The 19546-nt window shown below is 46.7% G+C and carries 22 protein-coding genes; 19 read left to right on the top strand and 3 right to left on the bottom strand.

Going from position 1 to position 19546, the window contains the following annotated elements; translation table 11 throughout:
• The first annotated feature begins 12 nt into the window (after window positions 1-12).
• The 11 genes from EDC63_RS07910 (at window position 13) to EDC63_RS07860 (ending at window position 8007) form a co-directional block, all read left to right on the top strand.
• Window positions 13-1350: a hypothetical protein gene (locus tag EDC63_RS07910; RefSeq protein ID WP_223248189.1), complete on the top strand. Its 1338-nt coding sequence runs from the start codon at window positions 13-15 to the stop codon at window positions 1348-1350.
• 9 nt (window positions 1351-1359) lie between these two features.
• Entirely contained in the window at window positions 1360-1683 is a 324-nt protein-coding gene (locus EDC63_RS07905) for a c-type cytochrome (RefSeq protein ID WP_124945534.1), read from the top strand.
• A gap of 342 nt (window positions 1684-2025) precedes the next feature.
• Window positions 2026-2922 carry a hypothetical protein gene (locus EDC63_RS07900; RefSeq protein ID WP_124945535.1) on the top strand — a complete coding sequence of 299 codons (897 nt, stop codon included), beginning with the start codon at window positions 2026-2028 and terminating at the stop codon, window positions 2920-2922.
• An 83-nt stretch (window positions 2923-3005) separates the two neighbouring features.
• The gene (locus EDC63_RS07895) at window positions 3006-3350 is read left to right on the top strand and encodes a metalloregulator ArsR/SmtB family transcription factor (protein WP_124945536.1); all 345 of its coding nucleotides are present in this window, start codon (window positions 3006-3008) and stop codon (window positions 3348-3350) included.
• A gap of 52 nt (window positions 3351-3402) precedes the next feature.
• Window positions 3403-3807 (top strand): arsenate reductase ArsC, encoded by a 405-nt coding sequence (locus EDC63_RS07890; RefSeq protein WP_223248190.1) that lies wholly within the window; start codon window positions 3403-3405, stop codon window positions 3805-3807.
• Window positions 3808-3826: 19 nt separating this feature from the next.
• A complete protein-coding gene (locus tag EDC63_RS07885) occupies window positions 3827-4288 on the top strand; it encodes an ArsI/CadI family heavy metal resistance metalloenzyme (protein ID WP_124945537.1) in 462 nt (153 codons plus the stop codon).
• A 139-nt stretch (window positions 4289-4427) separates the two neighbouring features.
• The gene (gene arsB / locus EDC63_RS07880; protein WP_132920906.1) at window positions 4428-5498 is read left to right on the top strand and encodes an ACR3 family arsenite efflux transporter; all 1071 of its coding nucleotides are present in this window, start codon (window positions 4428-4430) and stop codon (window positions 5496-5498) included.
• Between the two features lie 35 nt (window positions 5499-5533).
• Window positions 5534-6463, top strand: coding sequence for a sulfurtransferase (locus EDC63_RS07875; protein WP_124945538.1), 930 nt, complete (start codon window positions 5534-5536; stop codon window positions 6461-6463).
• Between the two features lie 21 nt (window positions 6464-6484).
• Entirely contained in the window at window positions 6485-7444 is a 960-nt protein-coding gene (locus EDC63_RS07870; protein ID WP_124945539.1) for a permease, read from the top strand.
• Window positions 7441-7755: a hypothetical protein gene (locus EDC63_RS07865; protein WP_124945540.1), complete on the top strand. Its 315-nt coding sequence runs from the start codon at window positions 7441-7443 to the stop codon at window positions 7753-7755. Before EDC63_RS07870 ends, EDC63_RS07865 begins: the two co-directional genes overlap by 4 nt.
• Before the next feature lie 21 nt (window positions 7756-7776).
• On the top strand, window positions 7777-8007 hold the full coding sequence (locus tag EDC63_RS07860) for a thioredoxin family protein (protein ID WP_124945541.1): 231 nt from the start codon (window positions 7777-7779) through the stop codon (window positions 8005-8007).
• 79 nt (window positions 8008-8086) lie between these two features.
• On the opposite strand, the gene EDC63_RS07855 is transcribed toward EDC63_RS07860, so the two are convergent.
• The 3 genes from EDC63_RS07855 to trhP form a co-directional block, all read right to left on the bottom strand.
• Window positions 8087-8437, bottom strand: a complete 351-nt coding sequence (locus EDC63_RS07855; RefSeq protein WP_124945542.1) for a FlxA-like family protein — start codon at window positions 8435-8437, stop codon at window positions 8087-8089.
• A 25-nt stretch (window positions 8438-8462) separates the two neighbouring features.
• A complete protein-coding gene (locus tag EDC63_RS07850) occupies window positions 8463-8672 on the bottom strand; it encodes a hypothetical protein (protein WP_124945543.1) in 210 nt (69 codons plus the stop codon).
• A 130-nt stretch (window positions 8673-8802) separates the two neighbouring features.
• Complete coding sequence (gene trhP / locus EDC63_RS07845) at window positions 8803-10146, bottom strand: prephenate-dependent tRNA uridine(34) hydroxylase TrhP (protein ID WP_124945544.1); 1344 nt, start codon at window positions 10144-10146, stop codon at window positions 8803-8805.
• A 111-nt stretch (window positions 10147-10257) separates the two neighbouring features.
• Between trhP and dnaE the strand changes: the two genes are divergently transcribed.
• The 8 genes from dnaE to EDC63_RS07805 all read left to right on the top strand — a co-directional run bounded on the left by dnaE (window position 10258) and on the right by EDC63_RS07805 (window position 19542).
• A complete protein-coding gene (dnaE, locus tag EDC63_RS07840) occupies window positions 10258-13713 on the top strand; it encodes a DNA polymerase III subunit alpha (RefSeq protein WP_124945545.1) in 3456 nt (1151 codons plus the stop codon).
• Window positions 13714-14055: 342 nt separating this feature from the next.
• The gene (locus EDC63_RS07835) at window positions 14056-14532 is read left to right on the top strand and encodes a WbuC family cupin fold metalloprotein (protein WP_189836489.1); all 477 of its coding nucleotides are present in this window, start codon (window positions 14056-14058) and stop codon (window positions 14530-14532) included.
• 73 nt (window positions 14533-14605) lie between these two features.
• Window positions 14606-15439: a MipA/OmpV family protein gene (locus EDC63_RS07830; protein ID WP_124945546.1), complete on the top strand. Its 834-nt coding sequence runs from the start codon at window positions 14606-14608 to the stop codon at window positions 15437-15439.
• A 283-nt stretch (window positions 15440-15722) separates the two neighbouring features.
• Window positions 15723-16382: a COG4648 family protein gene (locus EDC63_RS07825; RefSeq protein ID WP_124945547.1), complete on the top strand. Its 660-nt coding sequence runs from the start codon at window positions 15723-15725 to the stop codon at window positions 16380-16382.
• Between the two features lie 2 nt (window positions 16383-16384).
• Complete coding sequence (locus tag EDC63_RS07820) at window positions 16385-17716, top strand: AMP-binding protein (protein WP_223248191.1); 1332 nt, start codon at window positions 16385-16387, stop codon at window positions 17714-17716.
• Window positions 17717-17730: 14 nt separating this feature from the next.
• A complete protein-coding gene (locus EDC63_RS07815; RefSeq protein ID WP_124945548.1) occupies window positions 17731-18039 on the top strand; it encodes a hotdog family protein in 309 nt (102 codons plus the stop codon).
• Window positions 18015-18938 (top strand): LpxL/LpxP family acyltransferase, encoded by a 924-nt coding sequence (locus EDC63_RS07810; RefSeq protein WP_124945549.1) that lies wholly within the window; start codon window positions 18015-18017, stop codon window positions 18936-18938. Before EDC63_RS07815 ends, EDC63_RS07810 begins: the two co-directional genes overlap by 25 nt.
• 7 nt (window positions 18939-18945) lie before the next feature.
• Window positions 18946-19542: a LolA family protein gene (locus EDC63_RS07805; protein WP_124945550.1), complete on the top strand. Its 597-nt coding sequence runs from the start codon at window positions 18946-18948 to the stop codon at window positions 19540-19542.
• Window positions 19543-19546 lie beyond the last annotated feature (4 nt).

The raw sequence follows: 19546 nt of genomic DNA, 5'->3' as shown, positions 1-19546 counted from the left end.
AGGAACTCTATCATGTCTCCCATATCCGGATCTCGGCTTTCCAGGCTGATCCTGGCATCGCTGGCACTTGCTGCTATGGTTGCTCCGTCAATTTCAAATGCCGTTCCCTTGTATGCACGTCAGACTGGTCTGAACTGCGCCTCTTGTCATAGTGGTGGTCAATATCCAGAGCTGACACGAACCGGGCGAGAATTTAAGCTGATGGGTTACACCATGGGCACACGCCAGAATATTCCACTTGCGGCAATGTTGCAGGGTGGGTTAACCAAAATCAATAATTACAACGGATCTGCTGATCCGGCGACTGATTTTGCTCATGATAATTCCATGCAATTGCAGCAAGCCAGCATTTTTACTGGGGGAAAGATACTTGAAACCGTCGGTGCTTTCGTGCAATGGACTTACAATGGCGTTGATCACCATTCTCAAATGGATAACATAGATCTGCGTTATGCAGACAAAGCCAAGGTTGGTGGCAAAAACCTGATTTATGGTGTTTCAATTAATAATAATCCTTCGGTTCAGGATGTGTTCAATACAACACCTGCCTGGAAATTTCCGACTGCGGGTCCGGGTGGAGCGTTTCAGGGTTATGGTTCCAGCACCCTAATCGACGGTTCGCTGGCCCAAGGCGTAGTGGGTGCTGGCGCTTATGTTGATTGGAATAATCTGATATATGCTGAATTAAGCGGATACAAGACCGCGGATGGTGTTTTCTCATTCATGCGTGCTGGGGGTGATACGGTCGCTAATCGCTTCCCACTTAAAGGCACTAACCCCTATTGGAGGTTAGCGTTGCATGGTGATACCGGCCCACATTCCTGGGAGGCTGGGGCGTACGGTATGGAAGCGGATGCTTATTCCGACGCAACAGATTTTAACAGCCCAACTGATCGTTATAAGGATCGTGCACTCGATGCCCAATATCAGTTTTCAGAAGGCAAGCACCGAGTGACTGCACAAGCCACATGGATTCATGAAACCATAGACTGGAATGCAGGTGCGGTTGCCAATACAGTGAGCAATAACTCGGATACTCTTGATACCAGGCGACTAAAAGGTAGCTATTTTTATAATAACAAGGTGGGTGGGAGCGTTGCGTATTTCTCAACCACGGGTAGTCAGGATGCCTTGCACTATGCGAATAATACGAACATGACACCAGATACTTCAGGCTATATTCTGGAAGTCAGCTACTTGCCGATTGAACAGGTCAGATTGGCTCTGCAGTATACAGCCTATAACAAGTTCAATGGTTCATCGTCAAATTATGATGCTTCCGGAACATTTACGGGTCGTAATGCAAAGGATAACAATACCTGGTTCCTTTCTACATGGTTTCTGTTCTAAGGTGACATAATGAAAATAAAGATAATTTTTTGTACCGCTGCGTTCTTGTTGGCTGGCCCTGCTTTTGCTCATTCCGGAAAGGCAATTTACGAGCAGACTTGCGCTACCTGTCACCGAAGTGGTGTTATGGATGCACCAAAATTAGATGATAAAGAGGCCTGGACGCCACGACTTGCGCAAGGAAGAGCAAAGTTGATTGAGCATGCGGATTACGGGTTGAATGCGATGCCTGCTCACGGTGGCAATGATGCCTTTTCTGAAAAGGATATTGAGGCAGCTGTGGATTACATGATAGAGCAGGTGAATGGTTCTTCTGCAAAAGTTTCTAAGTAACACTGGCTTTTATCATGTTCTAAAAAATGTCGTAAATGCCTTAAGAGTGGCGGTTCTGGCCTTTTGTAATCTGTTTTATGTCATAAAATTGGTTTGTGTTTTTGGTCAAATCTTGAAGGCCCGGCTATATGCCGGGCCTTTTTATTGGCATCATACGTGAGTTGTAACTTAATTTATCTCACTACTCAAGCATGTATACTTCGTATTCCGGTTGATATTTTTAGTATGAAGTTTTGAGGGTAAGGGTGCGGCAAGTTTTACTTTTATTTATTCTGAATTATATCGATTAAAGTGCATTGGTTTTTAAAATGATGTATCAATGATTTTCTATTGAAATGTTCCATGTCAGGCAATACTGAATCCCGTCTACACCACGCTCCCGAAGTGTGGTTGAGCAATATGCCGGTTCTTGATGATTATTTGGTAATCCGAATTAACCGAAAATTGTTGATTGCCATGGCTGCATCGTTACTGTTGCATTTGATGTTTTATCTTTTCTTTCATTTTCAGAAACCCATTGATATTAATTCGATTAATGCAGGAAGTAATGTTCTTACCGTACAATTAAATCCAATAGTATCATCGAAAAAAACGACAACGCAGCCTGACACTCCGCCTGCCAGCCATAGTACTCAGGTTCAAGCTCAGCGCCATCAAACAAAACCATTAGTATCAGCAAAACCTGCGAAACGGATTCCGCCCACGCTAACTGTTAAGCCGGATATAGTCGCTAATCCAATCAAACCAGTTGCGCCCCCATCGAATAAAACCGCGGAAGAAGAGCCCACCGATATGGCCAGTTTTGTCAAAGCGGCCAGAGCTCGACGACAATTGGCTGAACTTGGAAATGGCGATACCGCACAACCCTCTGAAGAGGATATAAGAAACGCAAATATCAGTCGCAACCTTCAGCAACAGGGAGGGGGTGGGATATTTCAAATTATGCGTGTTGGCACACGTAGTGCGGTTTTCTCGTTCAGGGGGTGGGACAGTAATTACAATAATGGCAGACGTGAAGAAATTGAAGTGCAGGCAGATGCAAACACAGATGTGGAGCATGCCATCATACGCAAAATGATAACCATCATTCGCCAACGTCACAAAGGTAATTTCAATTGGGAGTCGCAGCGCTTGAATCGTGTGATCACGCTTTCTGCACTTGTGGAAGATAATGCCGGATTGGAAGACTTCATGTTGCGTGAGTTCTTTAGAGCCGGGTTGAGACCATCGGATCAATAGCTGTAAAATCCTCAAAATCAACACAGTGATCAATCGTTGGTATTGTTGTTGACAATATATGAAATAACATATATATTTTTCACATGCTAGATTCTAATCAATTTTTCGATATATTGGCTGATGAGACCCGTCGTCGTGTATTGGTGTTGCTGCTTAAATCACAAGAACGTTGTGTTTGCGACATTTTTCAGGTGTTAGGTCTTTCTCAGCCAAAAGTTTCACGACATCTGGCTGTGATGAGGGAAGCAGGCGTTCTCGCCTCACGAAAAGAAGGGACATGGGTGCATTATCGTATTCACCCGCAATTGCCACTTTGGGCAGTACGTATTCTTGAGTCGATGGTGCAGGGTATTGGCGAGTCGTCACCCTATGCAATAGACAATGACCTTCTGAATGAGCAAGGAACAGGTAACGCTTGCTGCAGTTAAAAATTTTTTACTCATATATATGCGTTTTGGTGCATATAATAAAGGTGCGATGATGCATAAAACGGTTCTTATTTTGTGTACTGGAAATTCATGCCGCAGCCAAATGGCCGAAGCCTTGGTTAATCATGATTTAGGGCCAGATATTGTGGCCATTTCTGCAGGCACCAGCCCAGGACCTAAAGTGGCTGATGGTGCGATTGAAGCATTAAATCTTGCTGGTGTTTCTACAGATGGGTTAAGCCCTAAACATGTTGATGCTGTGCTAAATGAAGCTGTGGATCTGGTTGTTACCGTGTGTGATAACGCCAAGGAAAGTTGTCCGGTGTTTCCACGCCCAGTTCCTACCATCCACATGCCTTTCCATGATCCCCATGGCGAAGCGCTAGACAGTTTTGAGCGTGTTCGCGATGAAATACGTGCCAAATTGCTCCCGATAATTCAGGAGCGTCTTTCGTAGTCTGTTACAGGAGATAGCCATGAAACGATTCCATGTTCACGTGTCAGTGAAAGATTTGATTGAAAGCATTCAATTTTATTCGACCATGTTCGGGCAAAGCCCAACAGTACATAAAGATGATTACGCAAAATGGATGCTGGATGATCCTCGCATTAATTTTGCCATTTCCAACCGTAGCAGCAAGGAGGGGGTAGATCATCTGGGTATTCAAGTGGATAGTGAAGAAGAGTTATCCGCTGTTCAGGTGAATCTGAATCAGGCGACCAGTTCCGTAGTGGAGCAACGAGAGGGTGCTTGCTGTTATGCGGAATCCAACAAATACTGGGTAAAAGATCCTGCCGGTATAGCTTGGGAGGCATTTCATACGCTGGGAAGCATACCGGTGTTTGGTGTTGAAGAAGCAACTGACAGTTTAGAAAAACCAGCGCTCAGCAAGAGTGGATGCTGTACGCCTGTATTTGGAAAGTCTGGCTGTTGTTGAGGGGGCATGCTTGATCCATGTTTATGATGCTTCTGTGCAAATTTCACTTGGCGCGTTTAAAACTGCTGACAAATGTCTGTGTCCTTTGAAAGCAAAAGGTGAAGGCGTTCAAGAGTTAATTTGAGTTTAAGGATAGGGCATGAGCGTCCAGTGTGAAATAACCGCGCGAGCGGAAAGCGGAGCAGCGCTTGGTTTTTTTGAACGTTGGCTGACGTTATGGGTTTTTATGTCCATTGCGATTGGCATTGGGTTAGGGCAATTAATACCAAGCCTGTTTCGCGCAGTAGGTTCAATGGAAGTGGCGCAGGTTAATTTGCCTGTGGGGGTGCTGATCTGGGTCATGATCATTCCGATGCTGCTCAAGATTGATTTTGGTGCGCTGCATCAGGTTAAGCAGCATTGGCGTGGCATTGGAGTCACACTGTTCATCAACTGGGCAGTGAAGCCTTTTTCCATGGCACTACTGGGCTGGATATTTATCCGTCAGGTGTTTGCACCCTATTTGCCCGCCGATCAGCTGGACAGTTATGTCGCCGGCCTGATTTTGCTGGCCGCCGCACCCTGCACAGCCATGGTGTTTGTGTGGAGTAACCTGACCCGTGGTGAGCCTTTATTTACCTTGTCTCAAGTGGCTCTCAACGATGTAATTATGATTTTTGCTTTTGCGCCGATTGTTGCACTTTTGCTGGGACTGTCTGCGATCACTGTGCCTTGGGATACCTTGTTTCTTTCGGTTGCGCTATATATTGTTATTCCAGTCGCGATTGCCCAAATTTGGAGAGCTATATTGCAGAAGCTTGGGCCCAGCGCCATGGAAATAACACTCAAACGGTTACATCCACTATCGCTCTCAGCACTATTGCTTACCTTGGTGTTGCTGTTTGGTTTTCAAGGCCAGGCAATTCTTGAGCAACCTTTAGTGATTGCCATGCTGGCTGTCCCGATCCTGATTCAAGTCTACTTTAATTCAGGTTTAGCCTATCTGCTGAACCGCAAGTTTGGCGTGGCCCATTGCGTGGCTGGTCCATCAGCATTGATTGGGGCGAGTAATTTTTTTGAACTGGCGGTTGCAGCGGCGATTAGCTTGTTCGGATTTCAGTCGGGGGCGGCATTGGCTACCGTGGTGGGGGTGTTGATCGAAGTGCCGGTGATGCTTTCAGTGGTGCGCATCGTCAATGCCAGCAAGCAATGGTATGAGGCAGGGCAGTAGATTTTGGCAGCAATTAAATAATTAAGGAAATCAAAATGAAAAATATATTCCGGATCACCCTGTTATTGCTGCTTTGGATGGGGGCAAATATCGCCTCAGCGAGTGCCAAACCTGACTTTCTGGTAGACGCCGATTGGCTGGCAGGTCATTTGAAAGATCAGAAGCTGGTGGTGCTGGAAGTGCGCTATCATCCGCACCGTTATTTCACCGTGGGGCATATACCTGGTGCGGTACAAGTGCAGCGTTTTAAGGATTTGGGTGATAACCACGCCATACCCTCGATGCGATTCCCCTCACGTGAAGCCTTTGAACAGACGTTGCGTACTTGGGGCGTGAATAACGATTCAACTATCGTGCTTTACGATGATTCCGTCACTGCGCTGACTTCTCGTGTTTACTTTCTGCTCGATCTGTATGGATTTGACATGAAGCGGGTGAAAATACTGAACGGTGGCACTATAGAGTGGAGTGCCTTTAACAGCATGACAAAAGAAGAAACCAAACGGAAACCGGGTAACGTCAAACTGAAGCCTGCCAAGCCCGGCATGGTGGTGGAATGGACTGATGTCTACAGCGATGTAGTGGCCAGGCGTGATCCTGCAATCGTCCTTCTGGATTCTCGCCCCGCTGATATGTATACCGGCAAGGTGGTGCAACATTCCGTTCGCGGTGGACATATTCCGGGTGCGATCAGTATCGTCAGTCTGGATGGGGCGGATGGTCAGAGCCAGACCTGGAAATCCCTGGACGACATTGCAGTGCTGTACAAGTCCCTCCCCAAGGACAAGACCATTTACGCCTATTGCCATGATGGTTTCCGTTCCAGCCTGGCCTGGCTGCAACTGAAAGCACTGGGCTACATAGATGTACGCATTTATAACGGCGGCTGGGGAGACTGGGGTAACAACCTGACGCTGCCAGTGTCGGAGGGTGATCAGCCGTACGATGATGCATTTGCGCTCTGATATCAGGATGAGTTAAATAATATGTTTGATGCTTTAGCTACCTTACTGATTTACGATTTGGCCGGGATGAAAGGTACGGCCCTGAGTGATGCTTTGCATTTTTTTGTCATGGATGTGACCAAGATATTGGTGTTGCTCACCTTGGTAATTTATGGTATGGGGTTGCTTCGCGCCTTGCTCAAACCCGAGAAGGTGCGCGAGTTCATTCGCAATCGAGGTAATATCCAAAGCCGTTTCATGGCTGTGGGACTGGGGGCGGTGACACCATTCTGTTCCTGTTCGTCTATTCCGCTCTTTATCGGCTTTGTGGAGGCAGGTATTCCATTGGGCGTGACCCTTTCATTTCTGATCGCCAGTCCGATGATCAACGAAGTGGCCGTGGTGCTGCTAGCATCCATTATCGGCTGGAAATTCACCGTGCTATATATCGTTACTGGATTGTCTGTTGCATTGATCGGCGGCTTTGTGCTGGAGCGATTCAAGCCAGAGCGTTGGGTTGAGGATTATGTCTGGAAAATTCGCATGGGTGAATCAGCGCAGATTGAAGAAGATAAATCTATGCGAGCCCGGCATCAGTACGCGGTAAATCAAGTTAAAGAAATCGTCCGGCGCATCTGGAAATACATTCTCATCGGTGTGGGAGTGGGTGCGTTTATTCATGGATTCGTGCCGGCTGATCTGGTTGCAAAGGTTGCAGGAGGAGGCGGTCTGCTGTCGGTGATAGGAGCGGTGCTAGTTGGCGTGCCACTTTATTCTGACGCAGTTGGGATTATACCGATTGCCGAGGTGCTGTTGGGTAAGGGGGTGCCAATCGGTACAGTACTGGCCTTCATGATGTCCGTCACTGCGCTGTCGCTGCCAGAAATGATTATATTGCGTAAAGTCATCAAGGTTCCGCTAATGGTATTGTTTTCAGGCTATCTGGCGCTGGCTTTTGTTGTCGTAGGCGTGTCGTTTAATTTTTTGAGGACTATATTATGACCCATTCGGTTTTGCATCCATCTATCGTGGCGCTGGTCTCGCTCGCATCCAACATCGCGGCAAACCATCCCAATCAGGGTCTGTGCCAATTAGATAAGTTAAAAGAGTTTGGTGTGTCAGAAGAACAGATTGATCTGGTGGTGGAAATTGCGCGTCACATCAGAGACGAGTCGGCGAAAAAGCTGGATGATAAATTCGATCAAGCATTCAAAGCCTGTTTTCCCCCTGAAGGAGGAGAAACGCTAAGTACTATCCCCGTGGCGGGCGGTGCATGTTGCACCCCTACACCATCCGGAAAATCTTGTTGTTAACTGTGAAAGTAGGAGTTGAATATGAAAAATATTAAAGTATTAGGAACCGGTTGCACCAATTGTAAAACAACGCTGAAACTGATTGAGGACGCTGCCAAGGCAAAAGGCACCGAAATTCAGCTTGAGAAAATAGAAGACATTGCTCAGATATTGGGCTATGGAGTTATGTCGACACCAGGCGTTGTGATTGATGGGAAGGTGGTGCATGCTGGAGGTGTTCCGTCCAAAAGTACGATAGAAAGCTGGTTGTAATCTCTGTGGTAATACCGATGCTGGAATTGTTTTGTTAAATATAATTCTCAGTATCAGGTTAATTCGGATTGAAAATGCACTACGCGCTGGTATTGATAACGCTTCCGACTAAGCTATCCCTGATGGGACGATTTTCAACGTTGGCAGAATGTTGATCCAGTTGCTGCGTTTGGGATGACTTACTAATTGCCTGTATATTGTTATCACCCTGTGATTGTACGGCTACCGCATCCAGGCGTGCCTGTATGACATTGATTTTGGCTTCGACAGCCTGAATTTTTGCTTTTCCTTCTGTGGTTTTAGCCGAAGCACAATTAACGCAATCGGATAATTCCTGTTGAAGGCGCGCAAGTTGAGCTTCCAAGCCTGCAGATGCAGTGCCGGAGCCTGCAGTACTGTAAGCCTGGGAAATGCCTGTTGCCTGTATCACCTTGCCCCCATCATTGCACTAAGGTCTAAGCGCTAGTATTGATGATACTTCCGACAGTATTGCCGGCTACAGGCCGATTTTCAGTACTGGCCTGACTTTGGTTTGCTTGCTGAGTTTCAAGGGCTTTGGCAGCTTGCTGTGCTTCTTCTGTTCTTTTTACCTGAGAAGTTTGGTTGGTGCTTGTGAGCGCCGCAATATTACTCACCTGGTGAGATGTGGATCCGCTAACTTCCATGTGCTATCTCCTTATTCATACATATTCAATTTTGTGATGAGTTCGTCCGGCAAGACAATTTGATCTATGCCGGTAATGCTTAGTCGGTGGACTTTCCGAATCCTTACAAAATATTAAGTGAATCGGAAAATTAAAAAAATCGGGTGATTAAAGCCTTTTCCAGATTGGCATTTAAAGGTATTTTTACCCGATGACCACTACCCGGAGCTTCATCTAGTGTTTTACCGTCTTTGCTGGTCATTTGTTTCAGCGTAATGGTTTGGTTGCCTGATGGATGAATGATTTCCAATTTGTCGCCAACGCTGAAACGGTTTTTTACTTCAATTTCAGCAAAGCCGGTTTGCGCGTCATAGGCTATAACATCCCCTACATATTGGCTGCGGTCACTTTCTGAGTGCCCTTTAATATAGTTCTGGTATTCGTGGGTGTGGTGGCGTTCGTAGAAGCCATCGGTATAGCCCCGGCTGGCCAGGTTTTCTAAATCAGAAAGGAGCGAAAGGTCAAAAGGCCGGCCGGCCACTGCATCATCAATCGCTTTGCGATAAACCTGAGAGGTGCGAGCAACGTAGTAGGCGGATTTAGTGCGGCCTTCAATTTTAAGCGAATCCACCCCGATTTTTGCCAGCCGTTCAATATGTTCCACAGCTCGCAGGTCCTTGGAATTCATGATATAGGTTCCATGGTCATCTTCAATGATGGGCATGAGTTCACCCGGACGATTTTTTTCTTCAATCAGATAGACTTTGTCCGACAAAGGATGACGTTGCTGATCACCGCAATCAGCAAAGCGGGGTTCTTCCATAGCTGCGCGAAAATCCAGATCTATTTTTTGTATATCACCAGTGGCATCTTCATCTGTATCGTGAACTTTATAGTCCCAGCGGCAAGAGTTTGTGCATGTTCCCTGATTGGGGTCGCGGTGGTTAAAGTAACCAGATAGCAAGCATCGTCCGGAATAAGCAATACACAAAGCACCGTGCACAAAGACTTCCAGTTCCATGTCCGGGCAGTGTTGCTTGATCTCTTCAATTTCGTCAAAAGACAATTCTCGAGACAAAATAACCCGGGTAAGCCCCATAGCCTGCCAGAATTTTACGGTGGCGTAGTTAACAGTGTTGGCCTGTACCGATAAATGAACTGGTATTTCCGGCCATTTTTCCCGCACCATACTGATCAGGCCAGGGTCAGCCATAATCAGCGCATCGGGCTTCATAGCGATAATCGGCGCCATATCTGCCATATAGGTTTTGACTTTGGCGTTGTGAGGCATCAGGTTGCTGGCGACAAAGAATTTTTTGTTTTGGCTATGGGCTTCTTTAATGCCAATTTCCAGTTGTTCCATTTTAAATTCATTATTTCGTGCGCGCAGAGAATAACGTGGTTGCCCTGCATAGACTGCATCGGCGCCGAATAGGAAGGCGTAGCGCATTTTTTCCAGCGTGCCGGCTGGTGCCAAAAGTTCAGGAGTTTTCATTACAGTGATAAAATGCCATTAGTTTGTAAGTGAATCGTTTCGGATTTGTGGTGAGATTCTCACCTAACCAAATGGTTCAACAGTTAAATTTCAAAAACACAATTATACCTTATGTCTGATCCTTCATTTATTCACCTTCGGCTTCATAGTGAATTTTCCATCGTAGACGGTATCGTCCGTATTGGCGATGCCGTCAAGCGTGCTGCCGCAGACAAAATGCCTGCGTTGGCCCTGACTGACCTGTCCAATATGTTTGGTATGGTGAAGTTCTATAAGAAAGCTCGTGGCCAAGGGATAAAACCGATTGTTGGTTGTGATGTATGGGTGACCAATGAGGTGGACCGGGATAAGCCAACCCGGTTGTTGCTACTGACCCAGAATCGGCAGGGCTATTTGAACCTGTGCGAATTGATTTCGCGTGGTTATCGTACTAATCAACACCGCGGCCGCGCTGAAATTTCCAAGGCATGGCTTGCTGAAGGGTTGGCAGAAAATCTGATTGCTTTGTCTGGCGCTCATATGGGTGACATTGGTGTAGCGCTGCAAATGGAAAACCTGGATGAAGCCGCCAGGTTGGCCGGTGAGTGGGATAAATTATTCCCGCAACGCTTTTACATTGAACTGCAGCGCACAGGTATGCCGCAGATGGAAAACTATGTACAACGCGCGTTGAATCTGGCTTCCGAACTGAAATTGCCTGTGGTGGCGACCCACCCTATCCAGTTTATGGATACCGATGATTTTAAGGCCCATGAAGCTCGGGTGTGTATTGCTGAAGGTGCTGTGCTGGGAGACCAGCGGCGCGCCAAGGCATTTACAGCAGAACAGTATTTCAAAAGCCAGCAGGATATGGCGACCCTTTTTGCCGATGTGCCTGAAGCATTAGCGAATACCATTGAAATTGCTAAACGCTGTAACTTGACGATTGAGCTGGGTAATAACAAATTGCCACAGTTTCCCACGCCGGAAGGAATGACGCTGGATGATTTCATGTGCCAGGAGGCTGCCAATGGCCTCAAGGTGCGCATGGAATTATTGTATCCAGACCCGGTAAAGCGTGAAGAACAGATGCCCGTGTATCTGGACAGGTTAAAGTTTGAAACCGATACTATCGTACAGATGGGATTCCCCGGCTATTTCCTGATTGTGGCGGACTTTATCAACTGGGCAAAACATAATGGTGTGCCGGTAGGGCCGGGGCGGGGGTCTGGTGCAGGTTCCCTTGTGGCATATGTGCTAGGCATTACCGATCTTGATCCGTTGCGATATGACTTGCTGTTTGAACGTTTCCTGAACCCGGAACGGGTATCCATGCCTGACTTTGACGTGGACTTTTGTCAGGACGGGCGCGAACGAGTTATTGAATATGTGCGCGATCATTATGGCGCGGATAGTGTTTCCCAGATTGCTACTTTCGGTACATTGGGCTCCAAGTCAGTGATTCGTGACGTGGGCCGCGTGCTTGAAATGCCCTATAACATGTGCGACCAGTTATCCAAACTGGTGCCAATTGAAGGCGTTAAGCCCGTTTCGTTGCAGAAAGCGCTGGAAATGGAACCGCAACTCAAGGAACGCTACGATAACGAAGAAGAAGTGCGCGAGCTGTTTTCTCTGGCAGAAAAACTGGAAGATTTGACCCGTAACGTGGGTATGCATGCCGGAGGCGTGTTGATCGCTCCGGGCAAGTTAACTGATTTTTGCCCACTTTATTGTGCTCAGGGCTCCGAATCTGTCGTGAGCCAGTTTGATAAAGATGACGTAGAGCAGATCGGTCTGGTCAAGTTCGACTTTTTGGGTCTGCGCACGCTAACCATTATTGATTGGGCAGTGCGGTATATTCGTGATCTGAAACGTCAGGCAGGGGCGGATGATGCTTTTAACATCGAAACCATTCCGCTGGATGATGTGAGATCTTACCGTTTGCTAAAAGATTGCAACACCACAGCGGTATTCCAGCTGGAATCCCGCGGGATGAAGGACCTGATTCGCCGCCTGCAACCGGATTGTTTTGACGATATTGTGGCGCTGGTCGCATTGTTCCGTCCCGGCCCGTTGCAGTCAGGTATGGTGGATGACTTTATTAACCGTAAGCACGGCAAAGCCAAAGTTGATTACATGCACCCTAATCTGGAGGCAACGCTTAAGCCTACCTATGGTGTGATTGTTTATCAGGAGCAGGTAATGCAGATCGCCCAGATTCTGGGCGGCTATTCGCTTGGCAGTGCGGATATGCTGCGCCGTGCCATGGGTAAGAAAAAAGCTGAAGAAATGGCGGAACACCGCAGTATTTTCGTCGGTGGCGCGACCGAGCGCGATGTTGAACCCAAGAAGGCAGAATATCTATTCGACCTGATGGAGAAGTTTGCCGAGTACGGTTTTAATAAATCCCACTCTGCAGCCTATGCGCTGGTAGCGTATCAGACTGCTTTTCTTAAAGCGCATTTTCCTTCCGCATTTATGGCATCGACCATGTCGGCCGATATGGATGATACCGATAAGGTTCATACTTTTTACGATGATTGTCTGGTGAACGGCCTGGAAGTGCTGCCGCCGGACATTAACTCAAGTGAATACCGCTTTGTGCCGGTGAATGACAAGCAGATACGCTATGGCTTGGGTGCAATCAAAGGGACCGGTGAGGCAGCGATTAATGCCATTGTGAATGCACGTAACACAGATGGGCCATTTAAAGACTTGTTTGATGTTTGTCGTCGTGTTGATAAACGTATCGTGAATCGCCGCGTGCTGGAATCATTGGCGAAGGTGGGCGCATTCGATTCTCTCAATGACAATCGTGCCACCATGCTGGCGTCGGTTGGCATTGCCCTGAATTCTGCAGAACAGGCGAGCCGCGACGTCAATCAAAGCAGCTTGTTCAGTCTGTTTGATGATGATGCAGGCCATCAGGTGCAATTGGTTGAAGCGCCACGCTGGAATGACAGAGAGCAGTTGATCCAGGAAAAAGCCTGCCTTGGCTACTACTTCAGTGGGCACCCTTATACCTCTTATGCCAAAGAAATCTCTGGATTTGTGAGAACCCGTCTCAAGGATTTATCCCCGCAACAGCAGCCAGTATTTATGGCTGGAGTCGTTTATTCAACGCGCACTCAAATGACACGCCGTGGAAAAATGATGATTGTTTCTCTGGATGACAGCAGTACTCAGATAGAGGTCACAGTGTTCAGTGAATTGGTGGATGCCCACCGTGACCTGTTAAAAGAAGATCAATTGCTGGTAATCGAAGGCAAAGTAACCCGCGATGATTATTCAGGCCCGGGTAGTCTGCGCGTCACTGCAGAAAAACTGTACGACCTTACAGGAGCAAGGACCCGATTTGCCAAAGCCATACATATCTCCTGCAACGGGCAGGCGAACTCCGGTAAGCTGCAGGAATTGCTTTCACCCTACCGGAATGGCGGTTGTCCAGTGACCATTTCTTATCGGAATAACCGGGCAAGTTGTGATGTGGAGTTGGGAGAAACATGGCGGGTGCAACTGCACGATAATCTTTTGCTGTCGTTATCAGACTGGCTGGATGCTGAAAACATTCGTATTCGGTATCAATAGTTTTCTGCAAAGTAATTAATTTAACAATGGATTTGCTTCGTGTTTTGAGATTTTGTCAGCGTTTTTCACTTTAAGCCTGAACGAGAAATTGGGCTGTCTGAAATATTTTTGAAATAACACTTGCACATTATATTCAAATATTAGATAATTCTAATAACGCTGAGGTCTTCCTCTTCCCCGAGGAACTTGGTGTTGTCTCCTCCATCCTCCTTCTTTGGTGGATTTTTAAGCGCGGTTCAAAATTGAACCGCGCCTTTTTTTGCCTGTTTTCTGCGTTTCTTGGTTTATTGTAGTGTTGTATACTCCATAGGTTTATTTTTTTTGAGAATAAAAAGACCGTTTATGGAATCCCTGCAAATCATTGACCAGAACTTGCTGAATAATGTGTCGAGTTCGGCGGAAGAATCACCTCGCAAACGTAAAAACTATAATTTTCATGGCGCCGATGGGGATGCGAGTCATCGCTTGCTCAATGCAATGGAACCCGAATCCTACATTCCCCCGCACTGCCATCAGGATACAAGTAAAGATGAAACGATCATTGTATTACGTGGTAAGTTTGGTATTTTGTTCTTTGACGAAGAAGGAAATGTATCTTTTAAAGCCGTGATGTCCCCTGCTGGAAATGCTGTAGGCGTCAATATTCCACATGGTATATTCCATACACTCATCGCACTGGAACCTGGAAGTGTATTTTTTGAATCTAAAGCTGGGCCCTATCAGCCTTTGAATCAAGATGAAAAAGCAGGTTGGGCACCTCAGGAAGGTGAGCCTGAAGCACAAGCATTTTTAGAAAAATATCGCGCTTTATTCGCGTAAATCATACAGGCTCGAATGCTGCAGGGGCGTGTTTGGACATGCCCTTCAGTTTATATTATAAGGTTCAAGACAAATGCTAATAAATAACAAGGTTCTTGTCAGTATATTGTTACCGTTAACTCTTTTGTCCGCTTCAGCGTATTCAGCAGAGTTACCATTATGGGAGTTGGGGGCCGGTGCTGGGGTGGTTAGTATGCCGGATTATCGTGGATCCGATCAGCGGCAAACTTATATTTTACCCATTCCCTATGTGGTATACCGCGGTGAGGTTTTACAGGTGGACCGACAAAAAATCAGAGGGCTTTTGTATAAATCTGACCAGGTAGAACTGGATGTGAGTCTGAATGGATCAATACCGGTTAAAAGCGACAATAATACAGCGCGCCAGGGCATGCCAAACCTGGATCCGACTTTTGAAATCGGCCCTCAGCTCAATGTGTTTTTGGCTAAAGGCGCGGAGTCGGATTATGAATTAACGCTCAGGTTGCCAGTGCGATCAATTCAGGCAGTAAAGTCTTTTCAAACCCGCAATGCCGGATTGATATTCAGCCCGGTATTGAATCTTGATTTGAAATCTGGCGAAGGTTGGAACGTGGGCTTGTCAGGTGGGCCGATTTTTGGAGATAAAAAATATCATGAGTATTTTTATTCGGTAGATTCCCAGTATGCAACACCTGATCGCCCAGCCTATACAGCGCATGGTGGGTATAGCGGTACACAGTTTACGGCTGCACTTTCAAAGCGCTATCCAAAATTTTGGGTGGGGATGTTCCTGCGGGCAGATAGTTTAAGTGGTGCGGCGTTTGAGGATAGCCCACTCTTGAAACAGAAGTATTCGGTGAGTGGCGGGCTTGGCATTTCCTGGATATTTGCGCAGTCTCAGACCAGGGTTAATGCAAGCGAATAAGCGGGTAATGTGGTTTCTGGTGCATAATTTCCAGCCATTCAGCTTTGGGTCTGCTACTTCTATAACCTATTGAAAGCGTGTAAAATGCACTCTGTTCAATTGAATTACCCTCGGTATTTTTAACTGAACAGAGTTCTCTCCGATCTTCATTGAAATACGTCTATTGTTTATCATGAATACATTACCTTTTAAGACTGAGTGCTACAGGGTCTCCAGTGAGTAACATTAATTCTGGGGAATGTTGTTTTATTCGTGGTTTCATTAGCACTGCTGGCTGTGGCAGATGATGCGCAGCATCCGTTTTCTCGGTAAATTGCTTGTTATTTTTGCCTGTCTCGGTTATCCGTGGCTGGCTCATGCCGCAATGATGGACCATACGGCTGTTCTGCTGCGGATTATTCTCGCGCTCGTTCCCTTATCTGTCTTGGCTTTCTGGACTATCAAGCATGCTACAAACCGGATTTTGTGGTCATTCGTTTTTTTGGCCGCAGCCATTGTGATATTTGTGTTGCGGAGCAATGTGTTGCTGAATTTTGATGCGGCTTTTGGCATTCCCCATGCGGCTATTAATTTATTTTTGTTATGGTTTTTTGGACATACATTACTGCCTGGTAAAGAACCGCTGATTACGCGATTGGCTCGCAGGGTTCACGGTACACTGGATGCGCGTTTGGTGTCGTATACAAAAGGCGTAACGATCGCCTGGTGTGTATTTTTTATCGGGCAAATCATGACATCGGTCCTGTTGTTTAATTTCACTTCCCTTTCAACATGGTCACTTTTTATCAATTTTATCAATTTCCCGCTGGTGATAGTCATGTTTATTGGTGAGTATGTTTACCGCGTGTTGCGTTACCGTGATTTCCCTCATGTGACAATAAAACAGACTGTACAGGCATTTAATACAGATTTTTCATCCGCTACTGGCGCTAAACCGCGTTAAATATGATGGATGCCTTTCCGCTTATCTGCCATAAAAACGGTGGCGATACATTCGCCTTTCAGGATGGGCGTAAAATCACGGTTGACCAGTTTTTGCAGGATGTCTCTCAATTAGCGGCTTTGCTTCCTGAGCAACAATATCTGCTTAATTTGTGTACAGACCGATATCGTTTTATTGTGGGTTTTTCGGCTGCACTGGTACGCAAACAGATTAATTTGTTGCCCCCCAATCATACAGTTAGTCTGATTGAAAAATTGAGCCAGCAATATACTGGCATGTATTGTTTAACTGATACTGCCAACGAGCATCTATCACTGAAAATAGTCAGCTTTCCGCAGTTTTCTGGTACGAATGCCACTAAGCATTTAGTTCCTTCCTTTCCTTCATCGCAACTGGCTGCAATTGTATTTACTTCTGGGTCAACCGGTGAGTCCTTACCCTACAGAAAAACCTGGGGTGGATTGGTCTGGAGCGCGCGGGCTGCAGCTGAAATACTTGGCGTGATGTCTTTACCTGAATTGAGTATTTTAGGAACTGTACCGCCACAGCATATGTATGGGTTGGAGTCCACCGCGCTGATTGCCATGCAAGGTGGGTTAGCGATGCATGCTGGCAAACCATTTTTTCCTGCTGATATTTTTACGCAGTTGGATGCGTTGCCACGTCCTCGCATGTTGGTGACTACCCCGGTTCACTTGCGGACATTAATGACAGAGTATGCAGCCTTGCCGCCAGTGGAGATTGTGCTCTGCGCGACGGCTCCACTCGTGCCTCAATTGGCTATCGAAGCTGAGAAGCAATTTGGTGCCCCTTTATATGAAATTTATGGCTGTACGGAATCGGGGCAAGTGGCTACGCGACGCACTGCACAAACTTTGGAGTGGCGAACTTTCCAGGGTGTTATGCTTAGGCAGGATGAACGAGGAACCTGGGTCAGTGGCGGCCATGTCGAAACAGAAACTTTATTGAATGACTTGATTGATTTGCATAGCCCGCAGACATTCTTGCTGCAAGGCAGAACAGCTGATCTGATCAATATTGCGGGAAAGCGCACGTCATTGGCCAATCTTAATCATCATCTCAATTCGATTGAAGGTGTGCAGGATGGGGTGTTTGTCATGCCAGACGATAAAGATGGGGATGTAACCCGGCTTATGGCATTTGTGGTTGCGCCGGATATGACCAGTGAAGCGTTGATGCAAGCTTTGCGTCAGCGCATTGATGCAGCTTTTTTACCCCGGCCGCTTCGCTTTGTCGATGTTTTGCCGCGCAATCAGACCGGTAAGTTACCGCGAGAAGCGCTCCAGAAACTGTTGAGCGAGCTTGAAATATAAATGGAATTTGAACATTGGCCAAAATTGAAATAACTTTCCCGTTTGATCATCCCACTTCCTCTGGGCATTTTCCTGGCAACCCTATTATTCCCGGGGCGGTGCTGCTTGCTGAGGTGGTGCTGGCAATGGAGGCGAGTTTGAATCGTCAGTTGACACCATATAAGATAAAATCAGCCAAATTTTCTCATCCGGTAAAGCCTGGTGATCTTTTTAAAATTGAGATTGATGCGACAGTGCAAAACGAGTTTAAATTTCAGTGCATGGTGGGTGAAAACATTGTGCTGACGGGTGTAGTGAAATGCGACAACCTGCCGACGACATAATAGAAGAACATTCTGCCCCTGAGTGGGTAACGCGCCCGGAACGCAGCAACGCGCTGGCGATCCGTTTTATCGTCTGGGTTGCGCTTAAAATGGGGCGTTCAGCTGCGCGGCTGTTGCTTTATCCTATATGTCTGTATTTTATGATTTTTTCGGGTGATGCCCGTAAAGCATCCAGAAACTATTTGCAGAAGGCATTGGGCCGCAAACCGGGCCTCAGGGATTTGTTTCGTCATGTGCATGCCTTCGCATCAACGATTCTTGATCGGGTGTTTTTGTTTAATAATCAGTTTGATTTATTCGATGTGCGTGTTCATGGTCAGGAAGTGATGGATGACATGATAGCCAGTAAGCAGGGATGTTTTTTGCTTGGCGCGCATATGGGTAGTTTCGAAATCATACGCTCGCTAGGTCGTGAGTCTATAGCACCCAGCGTAAGCATGGTGATGTATGAAGAAAACGCTAAAAAACTGAATGCTGTATTGAATGCCATTAACCCGGACCTGGTGATGCAGGTGATCGCGCTGGGTAAAATCGACTCCATGTTCAAAGTGGAAGATGCTCTGGCTCGCGGGGGCTTTGTCGGCATGCTGGCGGATAGAACCATTGAAGGTGAAGGCACCGTACCTTGTGATTTTTTTGGAGAGCAGGCCAATTTGTCTACCGGCCCGTTCCGTATAGCCATGATGCTTAAACAGCCTATTGTCTTGATGTTCGGTCTTTACCAAGGTGGCAATCAGTATGATATTTATTTCGAACGGTTTGCTGATATTTCACAGGTTGAGCGATCTCAGCGTACGTTTGCGCTTGAACAAGCGCTTAAACAATATACAGGGCGGCTTGAACACTATTGCCGTCTTTTCCCCTATAACTGGTTCAACTTTTATGATTTCTGGAAATAAACATTTTATGCGTTCTCTTCTGGCGGGTGTTTGTCTTTTGATGGCAGGTATGGGTATGTCTGCGGCAGGCGCGGAACAAGCGAAGCCTGCCAGTCTTGATGTAAAGCAGCTCATGCAAAATCTGGGTCACGTAAAAGTGGCCAAAGGGACGTTTGTAGAACGAAAATACATGAGTATTCTAAGCACGCCACTGGAACTTTCTGGTACGCTGATTTATACCGCGCCTGGCCATCTGGAAAAACATACATTGCTTCCCAAGCCAGAAAGCATGGTATTGGAACAGGATAAACTGACCCTTGAAAACAAGACAAAAAATCAGCGTCGCACGGTTGTATTGCAGGAGTACCCTGTAATATGGGCTTTTGTAGAGGGTATTCGTTCCACATTGGCGGGTGATCTGCCAACCCTGAGCAAGTTTTATCGAGTTAGCCTGGATGGCAACGTCAATCAATGGCGTTTGCAACTGGTACCAGTGGAATCTGATATGAGAGCCGTAGTGGACGAGATTCACATCAGCGGTAGCAAGAATTGGGTGCGCACTATTGAAATTATCGAGAGTGGGGGTGATCGGTCGGTCATGACAGTGACTGAGGATGCTTCGTGAATGT

Origin of the sequence: Sulfurirhabdus autotrophica (assembly GCF_004346685.1) — a bacterium.
Lineage (GTDB): Bacteria > Pseudomonadota > Gammaproteobacteria > Burkholderiales > SMCO01 > Sulfurirhabdus > Sulfurirhabdus autotrophica.
Note: the sequence above shows the minus strand (reverse complement) of the source record. Positions and strands in the feature narration are given on the sequence as shown.